General features: G+C 67.8%; 21 protein-coding genes and 1 tRNA gene. 6 read left to right on the top strand and 16 right to left on the bottom strand.

What is annotated here, in order from left to right; all coding sequences use genetic code 11:
• Window positions 1-59 precede the first annotated feature (59 nt).
• On the top strand, window positions 60-839 hold the full coding sequence (locus tag WEE69_04670; protein MEX1144584.1) for an iron-containing redox enzyme family protein: 780 nt from the start codon (window positions 60-62) through the stop codon (window positions 837-839).
• Here WEE69_04670 and WEE69_04665 read toward each other — a convergent pair.
• Genes WEE69_04665 through WEE69_04655 form a run of 3 tightly spaced genes read right to left on the bottom strand, consistent with a single transcriptional unit; the run spans window position 799 to window position 4128 of the window.
• On the bottom strand, window positions 799-1761 hold the full coding sequence (locus WEE69_04665; protein ID MEX1144583.1) for a nitrilase-related carbon-nitrogen hydrolase: 963 nt from the start codon (window positions 1759-1761) through the stop codon (window positions 799-801). The two genes, WEE69_04670 and WEE69_04665, sit on opposite strands and share 41 nt — an antisense overlap.
• 16 nt (window positions 1762-1777) lie before the next feature.
• Window positions 1778-2779, bottom strand: coding sequence for an agmatine deiminase family protein (locus tag WEE69_04660; GenBank protein ID MEX1144582.1), 1002 nt, complete (start codon window positions 2777-2779; stop codon window positions 1778-1780).
• Complete coding sequence (locus tag WEE69_04655) at window positions 2776-4128, bottom strand: pyridoxal-dependent decarboxylase (protein ID MEX1144581.1); 1353 nt, start codon at window positions 4126-4128, stop codon at window positions 2776-2778. The genes WEE69_04660 and WEE69_04655 overlap by 4 nt, the downstream gene beginning before the upstream one ends.
• Window positions 4129-4226: 98 nt before the next feature.
• Between WEE69_04655 and WEE69_04650 the strand changes: the two genes are divergently transcribed.
• Together WEE69_04650 and WEE69_04645 are read left to right on the top strand one after the other, a co-directional pair.
• Window positions 4227-5660: a flavin monoamine oxidase family protein gene (locus WEE69_04650; GenBank protein MEX1144580.1), complete on the top strand. Its 1434-nt coding sequence runs from the start codon at window positions 4227-4229 to the stop codon at window positions 5658-5660.
• Window positions 5657-7192 carry an AMP-binding protein gene (locus tag WEE69_04645; protein ID MEX1144579.1) on the top strand — a complete coding sequence of 512 codons (1536 nt, stop codon included), beginning with the start codon at window positions 5657-5659 and terminating at the stop codon, window positions 7190-7192. Before WEE69_04650 ends, WEE69_04645 begins: the two co-directional genes overlap by 4 nt.
• On the opposite strand, the gene WEE69_04640 is transcribed toward WEE69_04645, so the two are convergent.
• From WEE69_04640 to WEE69_04590, 11 genes are all read right to left on the bottom strand, one after another.
• Window positions 7189-7947 (bottom strand): VOC family protein, encoded by a 759-nt coding sequence (locus WEE69_04640; GenBank protein MEX1144578.1) that lies wholly within the window; start codon window positions 7945-7947, stop codon window positions 7189-7191. The two genes, WEE69_04645 and WEE69_04640, sit on opposite strands and share 4 nt — an antisense overlap.
• 76 nt (window positions 7948-8023) lie before the next feature.
• Window positions 8024-9046: an acyl-CoA dehydrogenase family protein gene (locus WEE69_04635; protein MEX1144577.1), complete on the bottom strand. Its 1023-nt coding sequence runs from the start codon at window positions 9044-9046 to the stop codon at window positions 8024-8026.
• A gap of 55 nt (window positions 9047-9101) precedes the next feature.
• Window positions 9102-10304 (bottom strand): acyl-CoA dehydrogenase family protein, encoded by a 1203-nt coding sequence (locus WEE69_04630; protein MEX1144576.1) that lies wholly within the window; start codon window positions 10302-10304, stop codon window positions 9102-9104.
• Window positions 10305-10313: 9 nt separating this feature from the next.
• Window positions 10314-11222 (bottom strand): SDR family oxidoreductase, encoded by a 909-nt coding sequence (locus WEE69_04625; protein ID MEX1144575.1) that lies wholly within the window; start codon window positions 11220-11222, stop codon window positions 10314-10316.
• A 118-nt stretch (window positions 11223-11340) separates the two neighbouring features.
• Window positions 11341-12627 carry a DUF6777 domain-containing protein gene (locus WEE69_04620; protein MEX1144574.1) on the bottom strand — a complete coding sequence of 429 codons (1287 nt, stop codon included), beginning with the start codon at window positions 12625-12627 and terminating at the stop codon, window positions 11341-11343.
• Between the two features lie 137 nt (window positions 12628-12764).
• Complete coding sequence (locus tag WEE69_04615) at window positions 12765-13121, bottom strand: hypothetical protein (protein MEX1144573.1); 357 nt, start codon at window positions 13119-13121, stop codon at window positions 12765-12767.
• Between the two features lie 113 nt (window positions 13122-13234).
• A complete protein-coding gene (locus WEE69_04610; GenBank protein ID MEX1144572.1) occupies window positions 13235-14032 on the bottom strand; it encodes an enoyl-CoA hydratase-related protein in 798 nt (265 codons plus the stop codon).
• A 12-nt stretch (window positions 14033-14044) separates the two neighbouring features.
• The gene (locus WEE69_04605; GenBank protein MEX1144571.1) at window positions 14045-15223 is read right to left on the bottom strand and encodes a thiolase domain-containing protein; all 1179 of its coding nucleotides are present in this window, start codon (window positions 15221-15223) and stop codon (window positions 14045-14047) included.
• On the bottom strand, window positions 15220-16641 hold the full coding sequence (locus tag WEE69_04600) for an OB-fold domain-containing protein (protein ID MEX1144570.1): 1422 nt from the start codon (window positions 16639-16641) through the stop codon (window positions 15220-15222). Before WEE69_04600 ends, WEE69_04605 begins: the two co-directional genes overlap by 4 nt.
• A gap of 52 nt (window positions 16642-16693) precedes the next feature.
• A complete protein-coding gene (locus tag WEE69_04595; GenBank protein ID MEX1144569.1) occupies window positions 16694-17845 on the bottom strand; it encodes a hypothetical protein in 1152 nt (383 codons plus the stop codon).
• Window positions 17846-17869: 24 nt separating this feature from the next.
• Window positions 17870-19816 carry a PQQ-binding-like beta-propeller repeat protein gene (locus tag WEE69_04590; protein MEX1144568.1) on the bottom strand — a complete coding sequence of 649 codons (1947 nt, stop codon included), beginning with the start codon at window positions 19814-19816 and terminating at the stop codon, window positions 17870-17872.
• A 32-nt stretch (window positions 19817-19848) separates the two neighbouring features.
• Here WEE69_04590 and WEE69_04585 point away from each other — a divergent pair, with 32 nt between their 5' ends.
• The 3 genes from WEE69_04585 to WEE69_04575 all read left to right on the top strand — a co-directional run bounded on the left by WEE69_04585 (window position 19849) and on the right by WEE69_04575 (window position 21860).
• On the top strand, window positions 19849-20493 hold the full coding sequence (locus WEE69_04585) for a class I SAM-dependent methyltransferase (protein ID MEX1144567.1): 645 nt from the start codon (window positions 19849-19851) through the stop codon (window positions 20491-20493).
• 13 nt (window positions 20494-20506) lie between these two features.
• A tRNA-Cys gene (locus tag WEE69_04580) sits at window positions 20507-20581 on the top strand.
• Between the two features lie 103 nt (window positions 20582-20684).
• A complete protein-coding gene (locus tag WEE69_04575; GenBank protein ID MEX1144566.1) occupies window positions 20685-21860 on the top strand; it encodes a site-specific integrase in 1176 nt (391 codons plus the stop codon).
• 200 nt (window positions 21861-22060) lie between these two features.
• Here the strand turns inward: WEE69_04575 and WEE69_04570 are convergent, their stop codons facing one another.
• Window positions 22061-22468, bottom strand: coding sequence for a hypothetical protein (locus WEE69_04570; GenBank protein MEX1144565.1), 408 nt, complete (start codon window positions 22466-22468; stop codon window positions 22061-22063).
• Between the two features lie 77 nt (window positions 22469-22545).
• On the bottom strand, window positions 22546-22953 hold the full coding sequence (locus tag WEE69_04565; protein MEX1144564.1) for a hypothetical protein: 408 nt from the start codon (window positions 22951-22953) through the stop codon (window positions 22546-22548).
• Window positions 22954-23243 lie beyond the last annotated feature (290 nt).

The following is a 23243-nucleotide window of genomic DNA, read 5'->3' as shown; positions in this document are numbered from 1 at the left end:
TCAGTGGAATCGTATCCTTTCCCCTCGGACCAGCCGTCGGTCGATCTAGGAGGCGCAGCGTGTCAGAGCACCGCGAGTTCAAGGACGTCAGCGGCAGCGACGACGCCGAGGGCGCTCCCGGACAGCCGGTCGACGAGTACATGGCCAGCCTCGAGGCGCTCCAGGCCGAGGTCGCGACCGAGAAGAACCTTGTGTGGGAGCGCGTCGCCGACGGCACGCTGGCCGAGGACCTGCTCAAGCGCCTGGCGAAGGAGTACTACTTCCTCGGCAAGTGGTACACGACCGAGTTCGGCACGCTCATGAGCCTCGCTCCCGACGTCGACGCCCTCCAGCTGGGGCAGAGCCAGCACTTCCTGCACTGGCTCCAGAACCTCGCGGACGAGACGGGCTACACGGGCGACGCGAACCACGTCGACATGAAGATCAACTGGGCGTGCCAGCTGGGGATCACCGACGACGAGCTGCTCTCGTACCGCGCGATGCCCGAGAGCATCGGGTCGGTGTTCACCACGCTCTACTACATGCGCCGCACCTACGAAGAGGGGCTCGCGGCGTTCGGGTGGGCGGGTGAGCGCTTCGCTGCGTCCACGAACTACGCCAAGATGATGTACGAGGGGATGCGCGCCCACTACGGCATTGAGGTGGAGAACTTCAAGGTGCACGCGTACGCCGAGGAGGACCACGGCCGCATGGCCGACAACCTCCTGCGCCAGGTGGTGCACACCGCGGGTCAGCAGCGGCGCGTACGGCGCGCCATCGAGCATGTGCTCGTGTGCCGGAACGCCCGCACCGCCGCGCTCAACCGCTGGCTCGACGACCCCGGCGCTCTTCGGAAGTAGAGGTCAGCGCCCCGTAGCTGTCGGGGCGGCGGGTCCGGAGCAGCGGGAACAGGTCGAGCCAGTCGTGGCGCTGATCGAGGTCGAGGTCGGCGATGAGCACGCACGGCTCGTCGCGAAGCGCGCGCACGAGTACTCGACCGTATGGATCGCTGATGAACGACGAGCCGTAGAACTGCACGCGGCCCTCGTCACCGATCCGGTTGATCACGACCATGAACGTGCCGTTGGCTATCCCGTTGGCGGTGATCACCCGCTCCCACAGCGGCTGGGTGTCGAAGTGGGGGTGGTCGGGCTCGGAGCCGATCGCGGTGGGATAGACGATGACCTCGGCGCCGGCGAGTGAGTACGCGCGAGCCACTTCGGGAAACCACTGATCCCAACACGTGGGGAAGCCGACCTGTGCAGGTCCGACGCGTGCGGGCCGATAATCACCGTCGCCGGGACGGAACCAACGATCTTCGAAGTAGCCCTCGGTGACCGGCAGGTGCATCTTGCGCGTGCGCGCGAGCAGCTCGCCCGTGGGCGCGACGCAGATGGCGGTGTTGTAGCCGAGCCCGCCGTCGTCGGCCCGTTCATAGAGCGACGCGTGCACCGGTACTCCGGTCTCGGCCGCGAGCCCGGCCGCGAACTCATGGGTCGGACCGCCGAGTAACGACTCCGGTTCGACGCGCACGCCGAGCACCGCGGCTCCTGGTCCGGTCGGGTCGACCGCGAAGTACGGCGACAGCGTGAGCTCCATCAGGCAGATGAGCTGAGCGCCGTCAGTGGCGGCGAGGCGGACGCCGTCGGCGATCGCACCACGGTGCTCCGTGGGATCACGGTGCCATCGGTGCTGCACCGCCGCGACCCGGAACGGCGGTCGCGTCGTCGGCTCGACACGGGCGGGTGACTTGAGCGGATCCTCCGCGCGGATGACGCGCATCGTCCCCAGTCTCGCCTCAGACCGGGACCTGCTGCGTGATGCAGTGGACGCCGCCGCCGCCGTAGGCGAGCACTGACGCCGCGACCGGGACGATCTCGCGGTCGGGGATCGCAGCCGCGAGCTGCGCTACAGCGGCGTCCGCGCTTGCGGGATCGCCATCGGCGACGGGCACGAGCACACCACCGTTCACGAAGTACAGGTTCAACGGCGGCACGACGACCTCGCGGTCTCCAACTGAGTCGTAAGGCAGCACGTCGATCGGGATCGTGTCGATACCGGCGGCCTCGAGCCGAGCCCGGTTATCGGCGAGGATTGCTGCATTCGGATTGGCGGCGTCGTTGGTGCCTTGTACGAGCGCGACTCCGGGCTCGATGAACGCGCACAGGTTGTCCACGTGGCCGTCGGTGTCACGGTCCTCGACCAGCCCGCGCTCGAGCCAGACGACGCGCTCGACTCCGAGCATCCGCCGGAGCTCGTCCTCGATCTCCTCGCGGGTGAGACCCGGGTTCCGCGTCGGATGCAGGAGGCACTGCTCGGTGGTGACGAGCGCGCCCACGCCATCGACCGTGATCGCCCCTCCTTCGAGGATCATGCCGGATCGGCTGACCGGGATGCCGAGGCGTTCGCACAGCCGCGCCGCGATCGCGTCGTCTTTCTCGTACGGTTTGTACCTCTCGCCCCAGCCGTTGAAGCGGAAGTCGACTCCGGTCCTCCGGCCGTTGTCGTCACGCACGATGATCGGTCCGCTATCGCGCAGCCACGAGTCGTCGATCGGCTCCTCCACCACTTCTATCGGGAAGCGGTGCCCGCTCCCGCACGCTGCGTGCACCTCAGGCTCATCTCCGACATCGGCGACGACCGACACCGGCTCGAATTGCCCCACGGCCAAGATCACGTGGGCAGAGCAGTCCTTCGCGTCGGAGAGGTGATCACCCCACAGGGAGGCGCGGGCCGGCCACGCAATCAGCGTGCGCTCGTGCTCGGCCCACTCGGCCGGCATCGACCACATCGCGGTCATCGCATCGTGTCGAGGATCTCGTCGAAGATCTCGAGGGTGGTGTTCGGGTTCAGGAACACCGCACGGGCCAGGATCTCCCCTTGCCATCGCGTGGGGAGCACGAACGCGATCTGGTCTCGCAACAGGCGGCGCGACCACTCGAAGTATGCCGCGTCATCCCACCCAGGGCGGCGGAACAACACCACCGACAGCTCGGGCTCTCGCACCAGCGCGACATGGTCGACCTCGTCGACGCGAGCGGCCGCGGCGCGGGTCGTCTCGAGCACGTGCTCGATCGCGACTCGATACGCGTCGGTGCCGTACACGGCTAGGGAGTACCAGAACGGCAACCCGCGCGCCCGCCGGCTCAGGTGGTACGCGTAGTCGGCCGGGTTCCACTCTCCGTCCATGCGCATCGGGTCGAGGTACGACGCTTGCTGCGCATGCACGGCTCGCGCCAGCTCGGGCTCGCGGTAGAGCAATGCGCACGAGTCGAACGGCGCGAAGAGCCATTTGTGCGGGTCGACGACCAAGGAGTCGGCCGCCTCGATCCCGTTGAAGCGCTCACGCACGCTGGGTGCCGCGAGCGCGGCACCCCCGTAGGCCGCGTCAACGTGGAGCCACATGCCGCGGTCGCGCGCGACCACGGACAAGCTGGCCAGGTCGTCGATGATCCCGGCGTTCGTGGTGCCCGCGGTGGCCGCGACTGCACAGATCGATGAGGGATCGGGGTCCGCGGCGAGGACCGCCCGCAGCGAGTCGCCGTTCATCCGTCCGGCGGGTCCCGACGGGATCACGAGCGGATCGCAGTCGATCACGCGCAAGGCGCTGATGATCGACGAGTGTGACTCCTCGCCGACGGCGACCCGCCACCGATCGGGGCGTCCACCGCGGACGCGCGCGGCGGTGTCGCGCGCCGCGACGAGCGCCGAGAGGTTGCCCGCGGACCCACCCGAGACGAAGCAGCCGCCGGCTTCTGGCCCCATTCCCGCAAGGTCCGCGACGTAGCGCAGCGCTTCGTTCTCGGCGTAGACAGCTCCGGAGGCCTCCAGCCAGGACGTGGCGCACATCGACGACGCGCCCACGACGGTGTCGAACACGAGTGCGGCCTTCGACGGTGCCGCCGGGATGAACGCGAGGAACCGTGGGCTGTCGCTCGACAAGCACGCGGGGGCAAGGACCTCCGTGAAGACACGCAGCACGTCTTCGGGATCCCGCCCCTCCGCGGTGATCGTTTGTCCTGCCTGGCGCGCCAGCTCGTCGTGCGGCACCGACCGGTCGAGCGGAGCGGGGTCATCTTGCAGCCGTTCCATCGCGTAGTCGAGGCACGCGCGCGCCGCGCGATCGGCGATCTCGTCAAAGTGATGCATGGATCGACCGTATCGGCCACCAGATCAGGGTGCGTCTTTGAGCCCGGAATAGCCGGGTGACGGACGCACCCAAGGCGGGGGGACGTAGCCTCGGCACGATGGCGGTTCCCCGGACGGTCGACGAGCACCTCACGGTGCTGGAGCGTGGGCTCCAGCCGACCACCACCGAGCCAAAGCGCGTGGTCGTCGTCGGTGCCGGGATGGCCGGCCTCGTCGCGGCGTGCGAGCTGATGCGCGCCGGCCACGACCCCGTGATCCTCGAGGCGCAGCAACGCGTGGGCGGTCGCGTGCTCACGATGCGCGAGCCGTTTGCCCCCGGGCTCTGGGCCGAGGCTGGGGCGATGCGCATCCCGAGCTCGCACCGGCTCACGCTCGGGCTTATCGAGCGCTATGGGCTTGCCACGCAGCCGTTCACCATGGACAACCCCGAGGCCTATTGCTACTTCTGCGGCCACCTCGTGCGGCACTCTGATCTTGCCGGCGACCCGACGTCGCTCGGCTTCGAGGTCGTGGAGCACGAGCGCGTACCGCCGTCCCAGCTGTGGACCGCTGAGCTCGAGCCATTCGCCGCGCGCCTTCGTGACGAAGGAGACGACGCGTGGTTGGCGATCGCTGCGGAGTACGACCAGTACGCGGTGCGCGAGTTCTTGGAGATGCGCAATTGGTCCGAGGGCGCGATCGAGATGTTCGGCCTCCTATTCAACCAGGAAGCGCTCATGAACTCGTCGTTCCTCGAGTTGCTGCGCGAGGAGCTCGGTGGGTACTACACCGACCTCGTCTACCTCGACGGTGGCACCGATCACCTGCCTCGAGCGTTCCTGCCCGAGCTGGCGGACCGCATCCGCTTCGGAGCGAAGATGGTCGCGCTCGAACAGTCCGACCAAGACGTCACCATCCACTACCGCACCGGCGCGGGCCGTTTCTCGGTGAGTGGGGACTACGCGATCGTCACGGCGCCGTTCCCGGTGCTCCGCCACGTCGACGTCCTGACGCCATTCTCCCGCGCGAAGCAGCGCGCCATCCGCCAGCTCCACTACGACGCGTCGGCGAAGGTCTTCCTCCAGTTCCGTCGCCGGTTCTGGGAGGAGGACGACGGGATCACCGGCGGTGGGACGGTCACCGACCTCGCGGTGCGCAACGTGTACTACCCGGACCACGGGCGCGACACCGGCCGCGGGGTCATGCTCGCGAGCTACACGTGGGGCGAGGACGCGCAACGGTGGGGATCGCTGTCGCCCGACGACCGGATCGTGCAAGCCCTCGAAGACGTTACGCGAATCCACCCGCAAGCCGCAGAGGAGTTCGAGGTCGGCGCGTCGAAGATGTGGCACGACGATGAGTTCGCCGGTGGGGCGTTCGCGTTGTTCGACCCGGGCCAGCAGACGCTCCTGTACGACGCGATCATCGCCCCCGAAGGTCGTGTGCACTTCGCTGGGGAGCACGCATCCCTTGCGCATGCCTGGATCCAGGGCGCCATCGAATCCGGTTTGCGGGCCGCGGCCGAGGTTCACGAGCGCGGCGGCGGCGCATGACCACCCTTGGTATGACCACCCTTGGCATGACAGCGTGGGCGCGCACGGAGCCGGACCGCCCGGCGTTCTTCTGTGGCGACGACGTGCGCACGTACGCCGAGTTCGATGCCCGCACGACGCGCCTGGCCCACGTGCTGGCTGCTCTCGGCATCGGCGAGGGCGACCGGGTGGCGATCATGCTGCCGAACAGTGTCGAGTTCTTCGAGGCGTGGGCCGCGAGCAACAAGCTCAACGCCTCCGTCGTGCTCGTGAACTGGCACCTCAAGACCGAGGAGCTGGCGTACATCCTCGAGGACTCGGGATCGCGTGTGCTGGTGGCGCACGCCCAGCTCGAAGAGCACTTCACCCCCGCCGTCAAAGCCACCGGAGCCGCCGTGCTGGTCGTGGGGGAGGGCGGCGACCGCGGCTACGAGTCCGCCATCGCCGATGCCTCCGACGACGCGCCGCCGGTCGAGCTCGAGGCGCTCACCGCGCCGGTGTTCTACACGTCGGGCACCACGGGCCGGCCCAAGGGTGTGATCCACGGCAAGCCCGACCCCGGAGCCGCGAGCCGCAACATGGAAGGTCAGCTCGCGCTGTGGAACTGGTCGGCCGACGACGTGTACATCCTCTCGGGTCCGGCGTATCACGCGGGTCCCGGCGGCTGGGCGATGGCCGCGCTGTACGTTGGCGCGCCCACCGTCGTGTTGGAGATGTTCGACGCGCACGAATGGCTGCGGTTGGTCGAGACGCACCGGGTCACCTGCAGCTTCGTGGTACCGGCCCACTTCATCCGGATCCTCGAAGTGCCAGAGGCTGAGCGCGCCGTCCGCGACCTCTCGTCGCTCCGGCTGTTGGTGCACGCGGGTGCGCCCTGCCCGATCCCGGTGAAGCGCCGCATCATCGACGCGCTCACACCGTGTGAGATCTCAGAGGTGTACGGCGCGAGCGAGGGCGGGGCCACCCGCATCAATGCCGCGCAGTGGCTGGAGCGCCCAGGCAGCGTGGGCACCCCGTGGCCGGGCGTGGAAGTGCACATCCTCGACGCTGACGGCAACGCGGTCCCGACGGGCGATGACGGTGTCATCTACATACGTCCGCCCGGTGAAGTGAGGTTCCACTACCACGATGATCCGGCGAAGACGGCCGACGCATGGAGGGACGCTGGTTTCACGGTCGGCGATGTCGGCCACGTCGACGCCGATGGCTATCTCTATCTCACTGACCGCGCCTCCGACATGGTGATCCGCGGTGGTGTGAACGTGTACCCACGCGAGATCGAGGAGGTATTGCACACGCACCCAGCCGTCGTGGACTGCGCGGTGTTCGGCGTGCCCGACGATCGCCTCGGTGAGCAGCTCCACGCGGTGGTGGAGGTCCGCGACGTCACGACTCCAGACGAGCTACGCGAGCACTGCGTCGCGCATCTCGCCGACTTCAAGGTGCCCGCGACCGTCGAGCTCGTCGACGAGCTCCCCCGTCAGCCCAACGGCAAGGTGCTCAAGCGCGTCCTACGCGACCAGCATTGGACCGGCCGGGAGTCGCAGATCTAGGACGTCTCGTGGGCGTCGGCCATCTTGATGACGGCGAACACCGCGCCTTGGCCGTCGGCCAGGATTGCGAAGCGGCCGACGTCGGGGATGTCCATCGGCCCCATCATCGCTGAGCCGCCGGCCTTCTTCGCCGTTTCGGTCGCCGTGTCGGTGTCGGTCACGGAGAAGTACGTCAGCCAGTTCGGGGGGATCGGACCCATCTCGTCGGTGATCTGGATCATCCCGCCGACCGAGCGGTCTCCGACCTTCCACTCCGTGTAGTCCATCGGACCTTCGTGGGTCTCCGGCTTCCACCCGAACAAGCCGCTGTAGAACGCCTTGGCCTTGTCGCGGTCCTTCGCGTACAGCTCGCTCCAGCAGAACGCGCCAGGCTCGTTCACAACTTCTGAGCCATGGTGCTGGTTCGCCTGCCACGCGCAGATCGCGGCACCCTCGGTGTCGAGGAAGACCGCCATGCGCCCGAAGTCCATGACGTCCATCGGCTCGACGATGACGGTGCCGCCGAGACCAGCGACCTTCTTCGCCGTGTCGTCCGCGCTCGCCACGCTCACATAGGTGGCCCAGTTCGGCGGAACGCCCATGTTCTTCTGCTCTTCCATCTGCGTCATCATCCCGGCGACTCGGCGACCGTCGAGCTTCGGTGTCGTGTAGTTGCCGGTGTCTTCGCCGCCGACTTCGTAGTCCTTCCATCCAGCACGTCGCCGTAGAACTTCTTCGCGGCTTCGATGTCGGTAGTGGACAGCTCGATCCAGCACGGTGTTCCGGCGTCGTACCTCTTCATCTCGGGCATGGATCCTCCTCGTGGCGTTCGATGCGAGTCTCGCGCCGTTGCTATCGGGCCTTGAACAGGAGATCAGCGAGGCGATCGTGGTGCCACGACGTCGTACCGAGCCAGTGCTCCGATCCCACCGCTCGACGTAGATAGAGGTGCAGGTCGTGCTCCCACGTGTATCCGATGCCCCCATGGACCTGGATCGAATCCTTGGCCGCCCGAGTGGCCGCATTTCCTGCCGCAGCCTTGGCGACGTGCACGGCGCGGAATCTCTCTTGTGAGGACGAAAGCTCGGCATCAGACGCGTCGAGTGTCATCGACGCGTACTGCGCCGCCGCGGTGGCCCGCTCGACCGCGAGCGAGCACTCGGCGAGGCGGTGCTGGATCGCCTGGAACGAGCCGATGGGAACGTCGAACTGGATCCGCTCCTTGGCGTACGCGATCGCCATCTCGAGCAGCCGGCGGGACGTCCCAACCATCTCGGCGGCCAACGCGGCCGTGGCCCGGGCCGTGAGGTCGTTGAACACCGCCGGATCCAGCCCGACGCCGGAGCCGGGCGTGCCCGTCGTGTCCACCTCGAAGAAAAGACGTGAGAAGTCGACCATGCGCGTCTGGCGCGTCGCCACGTCCGCAGCCGGAAGCACGCGCACCGTGGGGCCCGTGTCGACGACGGCGATCCAATCGACGCGGTCGGCCTCGGGGACGAAGGTCTTCACCGGCTCGTCGTTCAATGTCCAGTGGCCATCCGCACCGGCCACGGCAACCGTGCCGGTGACCTCACCCGAGAGGACGCTCGGCAGCAGCTCGTGATCCAGTGCGGCGAGTAGCGGCGCGAACATCGCCGTCGTCGGGAAGAACACGCCGGGCGCCGCGACGTACCCGGTCTCGTCGATGAACAGGCAGAGATCGGTGCACGGTCCGTCGCCCAGCGCCGTGAAGTCCTTCAGCTGCGACCACAGCGGTGCGACCGCGGCGGGATCGTCGATGTGCGCGCGCACCAGGGACGGCGGGCACTCCTTCGAGAGGATGGCGCGCGCCGTGTCACGCAGGAGCACCTGGTCGTCGGAGAACGAGAAATCCACTACCTTTGCTCCGCTCCCGCTCCGCTACTTCCGCTTCGCTCGCTCCGCATCGTGTTCACGATCGAGGAAGCCCGAGCACGCGCTGGGCGATGATGTTGCGCTGGATCTCCGAGGAGCCGCCGGCGATCGTGTTGGCGAAGCTCATGAAGAAGTAGTTCACCCAACGGCCGTTTTCTTCCCCGCGTTCGGGGTCCATCACGGGTCCGTACGCACCCTGGAGCTGCATGCCGTACTCGCACGCGGCCTTGCCCATCTCGGACGTCGCCATCTTCATGTAGGAGTGCTCGGGCGCCGACGAGCCCTGGGCGAACGACGCGAAGCCCTTGTAGCCGAGCGCGCGCAGCGATGACGCCTGCTCGTACATCGTGGCGATGTCTCGGCGGACGCCCGCGTCCTGGTCGAGACCGCGCCGCTGAGCGACGTCGATGAGACTGAGCACGCTCGCGTCGAGACGGCACACACCCTCGACCCACAGCCCGGCCCGCTCGTGCGCAAGCGAACCCTGCGTGATGCGCCAACCGTCGTTGACCTCGCCCACGATGTTCTCCGCCGGCACCTCCACATCGGTGAAGAACACCTCCGCGAACCCCGCGGAACGGCTGAGGTGGCGCAGCGGCCGAACCTCGATGCCGGGCGTGTCCATGTCGACGATCAGCAGGCTGATGCCCTTGTGCTTGGGCACGTCAGCGTCGGTGCGCACATACACGAAGCACTTCTGCGCCACCATGGCGTAGCTCGTCCACACCTTCTGACCGTTGACGATGAAGCGGTCACCGTCGCGCGTGGCGCGCGTCTGGAGCCCGGCGAGATCGGACCCTGCGTTCGGCTCGCTCATGCCGATGCACCAGATCGTGTCGCCGCGGACGGCAGCCGGCACGAGCTTCTTCTGCTCCTCGTTGCCGAACTCGAGCAGGCTCGGCGAGACGATGCCGTAGCCGGGGTAGTGGAACGAGCGCAGCACACGTCGGCGCGCTAGCTCCTCGAGGTACACGAGCGTCTGCACGAGGGTTGCGTTCCGCCCGCCGAGCTCCGGTGGGTACGCCGGGATCATCCAACCGTGGTCGAAGAGCGTTGCCTGCCAACGTCGCGCCCAGTCGGGGATGATGTTGTCGGCGTCGAGTTGCCCGTCGTCACCGACTTCCCCGCCTTCGCCCGCGTAGTCGAAGCCGCGCTCGAACTCGGGCGGTACGTGCTCGTCGAGGAACGCGCCGAGCTCCTCGCGGAACGCGACCTCCTCCGGGCCCCAGGTGAGGTGCATTCCGGGTTGCTAGGGAGCCGCGAGGAGGAACGGCGGCACGCCGGGGTCGCTGTCGGCGAAGAGCTTCTTCTTGACCTCGTCGATCGACTCGATCGTCCAGGATCCGTCGCTCTTCACGTTCGACACCGGGCGCCAGCCCTGCACGATCTGGAGCAGCCCGCCTTGGATCTTGAGCACCTGGCCCGTGACGCCTTCCGACAGGTCGGACGCGAGCCAGCCGACACCGGCGGCCACGTTGGCCGGGTCGAGCGCGGCGCGGGTCTTCTCGTCGGCCTGACCGCCCATCAGGTCTTCGGTGAGCCGGGTGAGCGCGACCGGCGCGATGGCGTTCGAGCGCACGCCGAAACGCTCGAGCTCACGCGCGAGCACGATCGTCATGGCCGCGATCCCGGCCTTCGCCGCGGCGTAGTTGAGCTGCCCGGCGTTGCCGTACAGGCCAGCCTCGGACGACGTGTTCACGATCTTGGCGTTCACCGGTTCGCCGGTGTCCTTGCTCTTCTGACGCCAGTAGGCGCCGGCGAAGCGGCTGGGGACGAAGTGGCCCTTGAGATGGACTTGGATGACTGCGTCCCATTCCTCCTCGGACATGTTGAAGCTCATCTTGTCCCGGAGGATGCCGGCGTTGTTCACGAGGATGTCGAGCCCGCCGAGGTCGCTCACGGCCTGGTTGACGACGGCCTCGCCGCCCGTCCACGACGAGATGTCGTCGTAGTTGGCGACGGCGTTGCCGCCCGCCTTCTCGATCTCGTCGACCACCTCTTGCGCGGGAGTCGTGTCGCTGCCCTCGCCCGAGCGTGCGCCACCCACGTCGTTGACCACCACGGACGCACCCTCGCGGGCGAGCAGGAGCGCCTCTTCGCGCCCGATGCCACGGCCCGCGCCAGTGACGATTGCAACCTTGCCGTCGAAGAGCCCCATGTCCGCTCCCGGTTCCTGACGTGGACGTCAGAGACTACTGCGAGCGCTGGCGCCCCCTCGGAGCCTCATCGGCATGGGCAGGATCAGCGGCGGCTTGGGGCGACGTACTTGAGCGAAGTCAGTCAAGCGCGTCGTTCGGGGCCACATTCCCGCAGCTGATACCGACGAGGGTGAAAGAGCTCGCGTTCGAGACAGAGCAGAGCGTGTAGTGGCCCTGGTACTCCCCGCGGTTGAACTGCTGCGACTCGGTGTTCTGCGCCGCAAGCGTGACGGTCTCGAAGATCTCGGTCGTGCCGTCCTGGAACGATTGTGGGGTCGTCGCGTTCAGGCACTCGGGGACGCCGGGCTCAGTGACCTGGAAGTTCGTCGCGGAGAAGTTGAGTGCGTACGTTCGATTTGGCACGGCGCCGCTCGCCGAGCCGGTGATCTGGACGTCGAAGGTCGCCGCCGTCTGCTGGTCCGAGATCTTCTCGCCGGAGCTGAGGTCGTAGCAGCCGCCGGTGAATCGGACCGTGCCCGTGCCACTCCCGCTGATCGAGGAACCGTTCACCTGGAAGGATCCGTTCCAATCGACCCTCACCAAGCTGTCCCTCGTGCCGCGGACGTTCTGGCCCTCGGCGTCGACGAACAGCTGCCACGCGGTCGGCTCGGTGAAGCCACCGGGCGGGTAGATGGGTGTCTGGGAGATGACGATGATGATGATCTTTCCGGGGTCGAAGCCCGGCCATTTCGGTCCGCGGTAGATGGGGTCGCCGATCTTGGTGGGGTCGAGGAGCGGGTTGCCGCAGCGGCAGCGGGCCACGAGCTTGCCGTACGTGTCGACGAGGACCGCGGTGCCCGCTTGGAGCACCGACTGGAGTGGCACCGCGCGCCCGTTGGCGAACGTGTGGTTCGTGACGCGGGTGTCGTACTGCAGCACGGTCGGGATCAGGTCGCGGACGTAGGTCGGGATGTCGCTCACCGAGATCTTGACCACGCGCGCCCACTCACGTGCCTGCGCCGAGTTCGCCGGATCGGTGAGGAACGAGATGAGCTGCTCGCGATCGCAGAGCGTGTTGTTGCCCGTGCCTCCGAACGGCGTATTCCCGGCGGGCGGCGGCACGAGAGTGCTCGGCGGGGTCGCGGTCGTGTCGGGAGAGAGCGGCGGTGTGAACTCGTCTTCGCCGATCGAGCTGATTGGCTCAAGCTTGATCGTGCGCTCCTTCTTTCCCTGTGCCTCGTCGCCGCCTCCGGACGCGAGCGCGCCCACCAGCACGCCGGCCAGCACCGCGATGATGGCGACGATCGCGATCAGCTGGTTGCGGTTGACGCCTTGACCTGCGGGCGGCCCGCCCGTCGGGCGTGATGAACCGGGCGGCCCCGACGGCGGCCCCGACGGCGGCGGCCCGCTCGGCGTCGTGCTCACCGCAGCTCCCCGCCCCGTGCGCTCATGACCCCCCTGTCGGCCAGAGCCTAGATCGCAACCTCGGAGGATCTCAATGCCGCCCCGCCAAGCGCCGCGGGTCGCACCGACCGGCTGAGAGAGCTCTTCCCGCTCGGTGCCTAGACGCTGTTGATGCGGTCCGCGGGCACGACGACGATGTAGGCGCCCCGGGGGTTGAACGTGGGTGTCTCGGAGCCGTCGTCGTGGTGATGCCCCGGAACCTCGCCCCCGGCGGGTTCGTCGTCGCCGAAGATCGTCACCCACACGAGCGCGGCCATCGCGACGCCCATGAGCAGAAGGAGGATCAGGAGGAACTCGAAGAAGTTCGTGACCGGCGCGCCGCCCATCACGACGTCGAGGACCCGCCCCCCCGCCTGGTCCGTCGCGTCCGCCAAGGCCTGCTGTTGACGCTCATGCTCGCCCGCGGCGTCAGCCTGGTCCGAGGCTCGGAAGGCCTCGTCAAGAGGATCCGGCATTTCCCAACTTCCCCCAGGTCATCTCGACATCATGGACGCCATTCGCGGGCCGGCGCAACGCCGCGCTCTCCGGGCTAGTCCAGACACGGCCGCGTTGCGTCCGCAAGCGTGGGTCAGCCGCCGGTGAACTTCGGGTCGCGCCGCTCCGTGAACGCGGCCATGCCCTCCGCCAGATCGGCTGACGTCGCCGCGAGGGCCTGGAACGAACCCTCGACGTCGAGGGAGTGCGCGAGGTCGGTCTCGAAGCTTGCATTGAGCAGCCGCTTCGAGAGCCCGAGCGAGCGGGTGGGCCCGGCCGCGAGGCGCACGGCCAGGTCGTCCGCGGCTGACGCGAGCTCGGCGGGCGCGACGCACTGGTATGCGAGCCCGAGGGCGACCGCTTCCGCGCCCTTGGCGCCTTCGCCGAGCAACACCATCGCCTTGGCGCGGGGAAGGCCCACGAGCCGCGGCAACAGGTACGCACCGCCGGCATCGACCACCAGCCCGATCTTGGCGAACGACCACATGAACCGCGTCTCGTCGTGCACGAGCACGAAGTCACACGCGATGGCGAGGTGCGCGCCCGGACCGACCGCAGCGCCGTTCACGGCGGCCACCGTCGGCTTGTCGAGCTCCCACAGCTCGCGGATGAAGGACTGCACCCCGACGCGCAGCGCCTCGGCGGTGCTCCGATTGTTGAACCCTGGCTCTGACGCCTTCGCGAGTGTCGACGCGCTGAGGTCCATGCCGGCGCAGAAGGCGTTGCCCACCCCAGTGATGAGCAACGCGCGCGCGTTGTCGTCGCCGCGTGCCGAGCGAACCGCGTCGACGATGGCGTCGCGCATCTCGACGGTGAGCGCGTTCTTGGCCTCGGGGCGGTCGAGCGTGATGCGACCGACATGGTCGGCCCCGACCTCGTAGCGAACGGTCACCGAGTCAGCCGGTCAGGGCCGGTTGTTGGTGAGGATGTTCACGACCGAGACGCCGGAGCCGCGACCGCCCACGTTGTGCTGGAGCGCGTACCCATTGCGCATCTCCACCTGGCGGGCGTCGGCCTCGCCCCGCAGCTGCCACCAGCACTCGGTGAGCTGCGCGACGCCGGTCGCGCCGATCGGGTGACCCTTGGCGAGCAGTCCACCCGACGTGTTGATCGGGATGCGACCCGTGAGCGATGTCTCCCCGTCGAGTGAGGCGACGCCGCCCTTGCCCTTGTCGACGAAGCCGAGGTCTTCGATGTCGAGGATCTCGGTGATCGTGAAGCAGTCGTGGACTTCTGCCATGTCGATCTGCCCTGGCTCGACGCCGGCCATCGCGTAGGCACGTTCGGCTGCCATCTGCGTGGCCTTCAGCGAGGTGAAGCTCGTCTTCTCGTGCAGGTACGGGTGGTCGGTCGCCACGCCGAAGCCGGCCACGTACACCGGCTTGTCGGTGAACTGCTCAGCGCGGTCGGCGTTCACGAGGAGCACCGCCGCGGCGCCGTCGGTCTGGGGGCAGCAGTCGAGGAGGTGGAGCGGGTGGCAGACCGGCGCCGACGCCAGCACGTCCTCGATGGTGATCTCGTTCTGGAAGTGCGCGTACGGGCAGAGCGCGCCGTTGTGGTGGTTCTTCACGGCAACGGATGCGAGCATCTCGCGCGTCGTGCCGAAGTCGTGCATGTGACGGGTGGCGAACGGAGCGAACAGCACGGGCGCGGTCTCGCCACGAGTGAAGATCGGATGGCCGGACGCGGCGCGTGCCAGCAGGCCCTCTTCGGTCGACTTGTCCCGCATCTTCTCGACGCCGATCACGAGCACGACGTCGTGCACACCGCTCGCCACGGCCATCGCCCCGACGCGAAAGGCGTCGGACCCTGACGGGCAGGCGTTCTCGATGCGGGTGCAGGCAATGCCTGACAGCCCGATGGCTGACGGGATCGTGTTGCCGCCGATGCCTTCTTGACCCCAGAGGGTGCCGCGTTGCGTGGCCACGAACGCGGCCTCGACCTGCTCGGGCTCGAAGCCGGCGTCCACGCTTTCCACCGCGGCCGAGAAGGCGTCGGAGGCCATCTGCTCGTAGCTCTGCTCGAACAGCTCGCCGAACTTGATGAGCCCGGCGCCCACGACCGCGACCCGGTTCCAGCTCATTCGGCTTCCTCCACCTCGACCGGCCCATCGGTAGCGCGCGCCTTGTAGCCGTAGACAGGTACGCCACGCTCGTGCGCGTACTTCCGCAGCACCAGCTCGACGTCGGAACCGACCGCAAGATCGGACCCGTCGCCCACGACCTGGAGCATCACGCGCGCGCCGTCTTCGAGATCGATCACCGCGATCGGGAGTGGCGCGACGAACGGCGCGGGCATCGTGTGGTTCACTACGTACGTGTGGACCTTCCCGCGACGGGCGAGTGAGGTGAGCACGAACTTCGCACTGCCGCACGACGTGCAATGCGGGTGGATCGACGGCGGGGTATTGATGGTGCCGCAGTCCACGCACCGGGCGCCCATGAGGCCGAGCATCTCGTCGGCGCCGCGCACGAACTGCGCGCTCTCGGGCGGGACCGCCATCTGCACCGTCTCACCCGACGCAACGAGCTGGTTGCGAGCGCGCAGCACGTCCGCATAGGAAGCAGGCCGTCCGGCGGTGATCGAGTGCGCAACGGTGGCCGCGCCGCGCACCGGCGACTTCACATTGATCTCGATCCCCGTCGCGCGTCCGCCACCCCAACCCACGATCGCGACCGTCCCGGCCGCATCGAGCGCGCCGATGCCGCCGAGCAAGGCAGCCGCGGCGCCGGTGTCGCCGAGCTCGGTGTAGACCGCGTCGGACACCGGGGTCGACGTGCCGAGCTGCTTCGCGACGACGCCACCGAGGCGACCGTCGGGATCGGGGAGCGACCACGCGCGCACGTCGAGCGCCGCGAGCTGCTCACCGAGCTCACGCAGCGTCGGCACGAACACCTCTTCGCGGAACAGGCGGGCGTCGTAGAGGTCTCGCGTGCCGCTCTCGCCGTCACCGCGGTACCGATCGAGGAAGGGGAACGTGCGGGTGACGCGAGCGCCGATCGAGGCGTCGCCACCATGCGAGACGAGTACGACGGCAGCCGCGCCGGCTCCGGCGCGCGCCTCGTACGGCGTGCCGAGCCCGGGCACGATCGCATCGGACACCACGACGAGCGCCACTCGTGCGGAGCCGGCGCCGATCGCGTCGGCGGCGCCGAGCAGCGCCTCCATGCCGGCGTGCGGCGAGCCCGAGCAGAGCGCGCCGCTCGAACGGTGGGAGAGACCGATCGCGCGGGCGAGCACCGCATGGCTCGGACCCTCGGCGAACGGCGGGCGTGACGTGCCCCACCAGAGCCCGTCGACGATGTCGGTCTGGAGCTCGGAGACCGCGAGCGCCCGGGTGGCCGCTTCGGCCGCGAGAGTGAGGACGTCTTCGTCGGGCGCACAGACGGCCGACTGCCCCTTGCCGCCCTTGCGCCCCCAGGCGGCAGCGGCCTCAGACGCAGCAAGGCGCCACGCGGGCGCGGCCGCGCCGACAGCCAGCAGTTGCACGCCGGGGGTCACGGCCTCCGATGCTACCGGCGCTCAGCCCCCGTCCGGCAGGGGAGCCGACGGGTCATTTCTTCTTGGGGACGTAGATGCCGATGCCGTCCGGGAAGGCCAGGCCATCGGCCATCTGCTCGGGCGCCTGGGGCTCGCCGTCGACGAAGCGCAGCCGGAACACGCGGCCGGTCCCGTTGCCGGGGCCGATGTTGGTGCCGTCGATGACGATGCTGATGTCGGCGTAATAGAGGGTTCCGTCGGGCGCGACGCCGATCCCGAGCGGTGTCCCGGTCGAGAACGGCTCTGCCCCGAGCACCTCACCCGCGGGCGGGGTGAGCACGGTGCGCACGAAGTTGCCGTCGGCGTCGTACTCGTTGATGCGGCCGTTGATCACACTCGCCACGTACCAACCACCGTCACCGGTTGGCGCGAGCCCATTCGGCGTCGCCAGCTCGTTGTCGGTGCCGATGAACTGCTCTTTGGTCACGCTGTCGGCCAGCGGTGCGCCGGTGCTGTCGGTCTTGCCGCAACCGCCTTCAGCATCGTCAGACGTGGGGAACGGTCCCGTGTAGCGCAGCACACCGGTGGTCGCGCCGCGTGCAGACGACACGAGGATGCGGTCCTCGTTGTCGATCTGGATGCTCCCCGCGGTTCCGATGGCGATGTCGATCTTGCAGAACGGAACGTCGCCGTTGGTGCCGTTCGTGGGAGCGCCGAGCTCTTCGAAGCCGGCCGTGAAGGGTGGGAACCACACGATGAGCTGACCGTTCTCAGGCCCGGCGGCCTGGTTGCCGATGTCGGAGGTGACGACGCGGCCGTCGGACAGGATCCCGCAGCCGTAGTTCTCGGCGTTGTCGCTCGCGCCCTGGTACGTGGGCTGGAGCTTGCCGATCTGCTTGGTCTTGAGCTTGCCGACCTTCGTGCCCTTCATCTTGAAGATGCCCCACCCCTGGAGCGGGTCGGGCTGGCCGGTGTCCTCGCCGGCGATGAACGTCTTCCCATCGGGGAAGAAGCAGATCTGCGCGTTGATGTCGCGTCCCTTCGGGTCGGCGTTGTGGTTCTGGATCACGAGCTGGTGCTTGAACGGCTCGGTTCCGCTGTAGGCGTCGAGATCGTTGCCCTGACCGCTGAGCACGATCACCCCGGTGCCGGCTTCCTTGCCGCCGGCGGTCGCGGGCGACGCGGCAACGATGCCGAGCAATCCGGTCACCACGACAGCTGTCATCAGTGCACGCTTCATTGCTTCTCCCTACTTGTTCTTCTTCCCCTTGCTCTTGCCGGCCACCGGCACGAGCAACGGGTTGAACGACTTGGTGGTCACGAGCCGGTCGAATCCTTGTGCGGTCGACGGCAGCTCATCGGAATCGGTGATCGCGAGCACCGAGATGCGGTTGTAGGCCGCGCCGGGTCGTGGGATCTTCGACGACACGCACGAGCCGTCGGCCTCCAAGATGCAGAGCAGCCCGCCCTGCGGGTTGTCGTCGCTCTCGGAGATGAACACGCCGAAGCGAGTGGCTCCGTCGGTAGCAGCCGGGCTCCCCGCGCGCAGCCATGTCTCGGGCGGCCCGAACCCGGTCGTTCGGATCTCCGCGCGCCACGGATCGAGCGTGAGCTCGAGTGTCATGGTCGGGTTCGTGCCGGCCGGCGGCTGCTTGAGGTCGAACGCCACGTTGCACGGCGCCTTGACGCAGTCGGGGATGGCCCCTGCGATGGTGGTTGCGGTGGGTGCGGGCTTCGTCTCGCCGGTCGTGCTCGTGACCGGCTTGCCGTGCAGCGAGAACTTGTAGACGCCGCTCGTCCGACTCCGATTTCCGACGCCGGGCTCACGGATCCCGGCCACTGCGATGACGTCATCGTCAACAATCGCCGCGCCGCCGGACACCGCGCCGCTGACCTCTTCGCGCCACAGGACCTCGCCGGTCGCGACGTCGAGCGCGCGGATCGTGAAGTCGGTGCCGCCGATCACGAGCACGCCGTTCGCCACCGCGGCAGCGCCATAGGTCGCGGCGGCCTCCGGCTGCTGCCAGATGATCTCGCCCGATGTGGCGTCGAGCGCATGGAGGAACGGCGATCCGCCGACTGCTGTCCCGCCGCTGATGATGCCCTCGGTGTACGCGGTGCCTCCGATGAACCCACCAGTCGAGAAGTTGCTGCCCGGCTCGGGTAGCCCGGCATCGGCGGCGTGCGTCTGCCACACCTCCTCGCCGGTCGCGCGGTCGACGGTGTAGTAGTTGCCGTCCTTGTTGCCGAGCCCGACGAGCGCGCGCCCGTCCGCGGTCTCGAACAAGTTGGGCGCGCCGGCGAAGTCGAAGTCGTCCTTGTTCTGCTCGTGTGGTTGGTAGGACCACGCCACCGACCCGTCGTCGAGTCGCAGCGCGACGATTGCCTCCGCGAAGCGTCCCCACCCCTCGGTGGTGACGCAGTTGCCGGTGCCCACGTACACGAAGCGCAGATCGATGTCGACGGTGGGCGAACCCCATACATCGGCGCAGCCGCTGCCGGTTGCGCTGTCGCCCTCGGTCGGGGCCAGTACAGAGGTCCACGCCTCCTCGCCCGTCGCCGCGTCGAGCGCCAGCACCCCCGCCGGGCGGCCACTCGGATCGTTGTGCACGTCCCACCCCACGATGACGAGGTTGTCGACCACGATCGGAGAGGATTCGATCTCGGAGTAGTCCGCGCCATCCCCTGGCGCGCCGATCTCGTGCTTCCAGAGGAGCTTGCCGTCGCGGGCTCGCAGCGCGTACAGCGTCTTGCCGCCACCGAAGTACACGGTGCGGACGCCGTCGACGAGCTCGACCGCGGCCGATGAGACGATCTGTCCGGCGTACACGCGTGCGTGCGGCTTGGTCGCGTACGTCCATTTCTTCTTGCCGTTCGACCGGCGCACCGCATAGAAGCGACCTGACCAGTCACCCACGTACACCGTGTTGCCGACCACTGCCGGCGTGGCCGTCACCACGTCGAACGTGTTGAAGAACCAGATGCGCTTGAGGTCGGCCGCGTTCTCAGGAGTGAGCCCGGGGCACTCCGTCGCGAAGGTGCGCTCGATGGTCCGACCCCACATGGGCCAGTCGCACGAGCTGGCCGGCACGTCGCGGCGAATGGCGCCGAACGATCCTGACGCTGGCAGCAAGCATGCGGCGAGCACGGCAAGAGCGAGCACGCACCCTGCCGTTCGCCTCCCTCCGAGGCGCACGGGTCGGATCGTAGGCCGCATAGCCTCGGGTCGTGGGAGCAGAACAGGTTCGCCACCCGATCTTCGCCAAGATCTACTCGCGCTTCGCTCCACAGATGGATGCCGCGGGCGCGCGCAAGCATCGCGAGGAGCTCCTTGCCGGTCTCTCCGGACGGGTCATCGAGGTCGGCGCTGGCACCGGGCTGAACTTCAAGCGTTATCCCGCAACGGTGACCGAGGTGCTCGCGGTCGAGCCCGAGCCGCACCTGCGCGCGATCGCGGAGAAGGCTGCGGCCGACGCGGCGGTGACGGTGACCGTGGTCGATGGCACCGCAGGTGAGCTGCCCGCACCGGATGGCGCGTTCGACGCGGTCGTCGCGTCACTCATGCTGTGTTCCGTGCGCGATCTCCCGAAGGCGCTCGCCGAGATGCGCCGGGTCATGCGCCCCGGCGGCGAGCTCCGGTTCTATGAGCACGTTCGGTCGGCCAACGCGGTCCTTGGCTCGGTGCAGCGCGCGCTCGACGTGATGTGGCCGCACCTCTTCGGTGGGTGCCACACGAGCCGTGAGACGGCCGCAGCGATCGGCGATGCCGGATTCGAGATCGAGCGCAGCCGCCGGCTCACGTTCCGGCCGGCGATCTTCGCGGCGCCCGTTGCACCGCACATCATCGGAGTCGCTCGACGTCCGGCCCACTAATCTCAACGGTTCTGGCGGCGTAGCCGAGTGGCTCAGGCAAGGGTCTGCAAAACCCTGGACGCGGGTTCGATTCCCGCCGCCGCCTCCAGTTGTTTGTGCAGTTCAGAGGCCAGTTCCGATCCGAGTGACGCAAGTCGTGAGGCCGTGTCAGGGCACTTGCGAATCAAATTTGCGAATCACTCGGAGGCCTCGTGCGAGGACACATCAGAGTTCGGAAGGGATCGCGCGGCACGTCGTACGAGCTGCGCGTGTACGCCGGGGTCGACGGGAGCGGCAAGCGCAGATACATCGTGGAGACCGTCCGTGGGTCGCGCCGAGATGCCGAGAAGCGGCTCGCGCAGCTGATCACCGCGGCCGACAGCGGCCAGGCCCGGTCGACGTCGAAAGCGAGACTGAGCGAGCTCGTCGACGAATGGTGGGAGGCGTGCACGAGCCACCTGAGCCCGCACACGCGGATCGGGTATCGAGGGATGCTCCGGCGCTACGTGCTGCCGACGTTCGGCTCGCGCCGCATCGACAAGCTGAAGCCGCTCGAGATCGAGCGTTGGTACGCGAAGTTGATGGCCGGCCCGCCGCCGCTCTCGCCGCTGACGGTGCGCAAGATCCACACGCTGCTCTCGGGGATCCTGTCGACGGCCGTCCGCTGGGGTTGGCTGCCCGTGAGTCCGCTGGCCCACGTGCGCGCACCGAGAGCGGTCCTCAAGGCGATGCGGGCGCCCGAGCCGGAAGAGATTGCTCTCGCCCTCCAGGCTGCGCAGGAGTTCGACGAAGAGCTGCATGTGTTCCTCCGCCTCTCGGCCGCGCTGGGGACACGGCGCGGCGAGACAGCCGCGCTGCACTGGTGTGACGTCGATCTCGACAACGGCGACGTCCATGTGCACCGCGGCCTTGCGCCAGTCGAGATCGATCCCACGCAGGTCCTCGAGAAGGGCACCAAGACCCATGCGAACGCGCGTCTCGCGATCGACAACGAGACCGTCGAGACGCTCCAGCGCTTCCGAGTGCGAGCCATCGAGAACGCATTCGCGTTCGGCATCGCCTTCAACGACGACTCGTACGTGTTTTCGCCTGAGCCCGGGGGACGAGCGCCGTGGCACCCAGACCACTTCGGCGGGCAGTGGGAGCGGCTCCGCAAGAAGCTCGGTCTCGACCACATCCGCCTGCACGACTGGCGCCACTTCCACGGCACCGAGCTCGCGTCCGCCGGCGTGCCCATGACCGTCGTACGCGACCGTCTCCGCCATTCGAACATCCGGACCACATCGATCTATGCCCACGGACGCCGCGCCCTCGATCGCGTCGCCGCCGACGCGATCGGCGATGCGCTCAAGAAGGCTCATCCTCGCGGCGATGAGGCCGCGCGATGAGGTCGCGATGAGGGGAGCGCGCCACAAAGCGCGGCAGCAGGGAATTCACGATGAGCAAAACATCGTGTGGTCGACCCCTTCGCGACCACATCGTCCACGCAAGTTCCGCCCGGAGGGCGGAACTTGCAATTGTGTATGCAACTCGATCGTGGCGAAGTGGCTGCTGAGCGCGCAGGAGGAAGGTTGGCTCGTCCTGCCTGTCAGGGTTCCGATGGGTTCACTGCAGAGGCAGCGTCTGCGCGTGTTGCACGAACGAGCACGTAGACAACCAATACCGCGCTCTCGATGGCACCGCCAAAAAGGAATCCCTCCGATTGCCCGAGGATCCAGGCAACCAAACCGATGCCCGCCGCGCTGATCGCGCTCGCCATCGTTACCTCGATGACATCTGCCGGCGAACGATGGACGATCTTCGGGAAGAACCATGACAGGGCTGCGCCGTACAGCATGAAGGCTGCCGCGACGAAACCGACCCATGAGCCGAGATCGTCGTCGCCCCGCGTTGAACCTGTGACGATGATCGCAATCATGATGAACGCGATCGCCGCGGTGAGGACCGGCTTACGAAGCATGAGCTTCCCGAACGCGGTTGGCATCTCTCGTGGCACGGCGGAAACCGTAATCGGGCCACCCCATATTCGTGCCAGTACCTGTGCAGACGAACGCGAGAAGAGGCCGTTTCCACTCAGTCGATTGCCTGGACGGTGGGGATCTTTCCGGACCAGAACGCGATAAGTCCTCTCCACCACCTCTGGCTCTCGGGACCGAGGTACTCCTTGAATCGATCCGGGTCGTCGAGGTCGAGGAGACCCTCGAGATAGCCGATTGTCGCGAGTTCTCGCACGTAAGCATCGCCCTCTAGGTGAAGCCGTTCGATGACCACGAACGCTGCGCTGACCTCGGTGCGGTTTCCTGCACGAAGCTGCCCAACCAAATGCGCCGCGAACTCAATGGCGTCGACGTAGTGAAGCCGTGATTCACCAGGCGAATCAGGCCCGTTCTCGGATTCGATCTGCTTCCAAACATCGGTGAATGACGGGCAAGCCACGAGCAGAAGAGGCATCACGTCGTCGCCATGGATCACTGTCGGCACGTCTACACATTGCCTGGTTTCGGGAGGCCGCTTGCGAATCAATTTGCGAATCAAACGTGGCGATACGCGCCGACACGTGGCAGCATCAGACGGACAGAGAGTGCACCTGAGCAGCGGTAACGCGACTCAGCGATACTCGACGGACAGCCTTAGAGCCGCTGCAAAACCCTGGACGCGGGTTCGATTCCCGCCGCCGCCTCCAGTTGTTTGTGCGTAGCGGCTCAGCCGAATCGGTGACGCAACCGCCGATGTCTACGGCGGAACGTCGCGTCCACCGCCCGCCGCTCGAT

Source organism: Acidimicrobiia bacterium (assembly GCA_040881685.1).
Taxonomy (GTDB): Bacteria; Actinomycetota; Acidimicrobiia; order IMCC26256; family PALSA-555; genus SHVJ01.
This window is presented reverse-complemented; position numbering and strand designations above follow the sequence as displayed.